Source organism: Acinetobacter sp. YH12218, assembly GCF_013417925.1.
GTDB lineage: Bacteria > Pseudomonadota > Gammaproteobacteria > Pseudomonadales > Moraxellaceae > Acinetobacter > Acinetobacter amyesii.
In genome coordinates this window covers 1-1,596 of sequence record NZ_VPDB01000137.1, presented here as the reverse complement: position 1 = coordinate 1,596, position 1,596 = coordinate 1, and the positions used below count along the sequence as shown (strand labels likewise).

Sequence of the window (1,596 nt, the reverse complement as noted above, 5' to 3'; positions counted from 1 at the left end):
AACCCACCCGCTATAAGGCGGGTATCATAAACTGAATACATAGGTTTATGAGGCGAACGAGGGGAAGTGAAACATCTCAGTACCCTTAGGAAAAGAAATCAATTGAGATTCCCTCAGTAGCGGCGAGCGAACGGGGAAAAGCCCATTAAGTTATCTAAGCTTTAGTGGAACGCTCTGGGAAGTGCGACCATAGTAGGTGATAGTCCTGTACGCGAAAGGGCTTAGATAATGATGTCGAGTAGGGCGAGGCACGTGAAACCTTGTCTGAATATGGGGGGACCATCCTCCAAGGCTAAATACTCCTGACTGACCGATAGTGAACCAGTACCGTGAGGGAAAGGCGAAAAGAACCCCTGTGAGGGGAGTGAAATAGATCCTGAAACCGCATGCATACAAGCAGTGGGAGCCAACTTGTTTGGTGACTGCGTACCTTTTGTATAATGGGTCAGCGACTTACATTCAGTAGCAAGGTTAACCGATTAGGGGAGCCGTAGAGAAATCGAGTCTTAATAGGGCGTTTAGTTGCTGGGTGTAGACCCGAAACCGGGTGATCTATCCATGAGCAGGTTGAAGGTTGGGTAACACTAACTGGAGGACCGAACCCACTGTCGTTGAAAAGCCAGGGGATGACTTGTGGATAGGGGTGAAAGGCTAATCAAACTCGGTGATAGCTGGTTCTCCCCGAAAGCTATTTAGGTAGCGCCTCGGACGAATACCATTGGGGGTAGAGCACTGTTTCGGCTAGGGGGTCATCCCGACTTACCAAACCGATGCAAACTCCGAATACCAATGAGTACTATCCGGGAGACAGACTGCGGGTGCTAACGTCCGTAGTCAAGAGGAAAACAATCCAGACCGCCAGCTAAGGCCCCAAAATTATAGTTAAGTGGGAAACGATGTGGGAAGGCATAGACAGCTAGGAGGTTGGCTTAGAAGCAGCCACCCTTTAAAGAAAGCGTAATAGCTCACTAGTCGAGTCGGCCTGCGCGGAAGATGTAACGGGGCTAAAACTATATGCCGAAGCTGCGGATTTGCAATTTATTGCAAGTGGTAGGGGAGCGTTCTGTAAGCCGATGAAGGTGGATTGAGAAGTCTGCTGGAGGTATCAGAAGTGCGAATGCTGACGTGAGTAACGACAAAACGGGTGAAAAACCCGTTCGCTGAAAGACCAAGGGTTCCAGTCCAACGTTAATCGGGGCTGGGTGAGTCGACCCCTAAGGCGAGGCCGAGAGGCGTAGTCGATGGGAAATTGGTTAATATTCCAATACTTCAGTGTAATGCGATGAGAGGACGGAGAAGGTTAAGTCAGCCTGGCGTTGGTTGTCCAGGTGAAAGGAAGTAGGCATGTATCTTAGGCAAATCCGGGGTACTCTATGCTGAGATCTGACAGCAAGCTGTACTTGTACAGTGAAGTGGCTGATACCATACTTCCAGGAAAAGTCTCTAAGCTTCAGTTACACTGGAATCGTACCCGAAACCGACACAGGTGGTCAGGTCGAGTAGACCAAAGCGCTTGAGAGAACTCTGCTGAAGGAACTAGGCAAAATGGTACCGTAACTTCGGGAGAAGGTACGCTGCTTTTGGTGATGGAACTTG

The 1,596-nt window shown here is 49.4% G+C and carries 1 rRNA gene; it reads left to right on the top strand.

The features are described from left to right. Positions 1-1,596, top strand: a 23S ribosomal RNA gene (locus FTV03_RS17360); the annotation flags it as partial.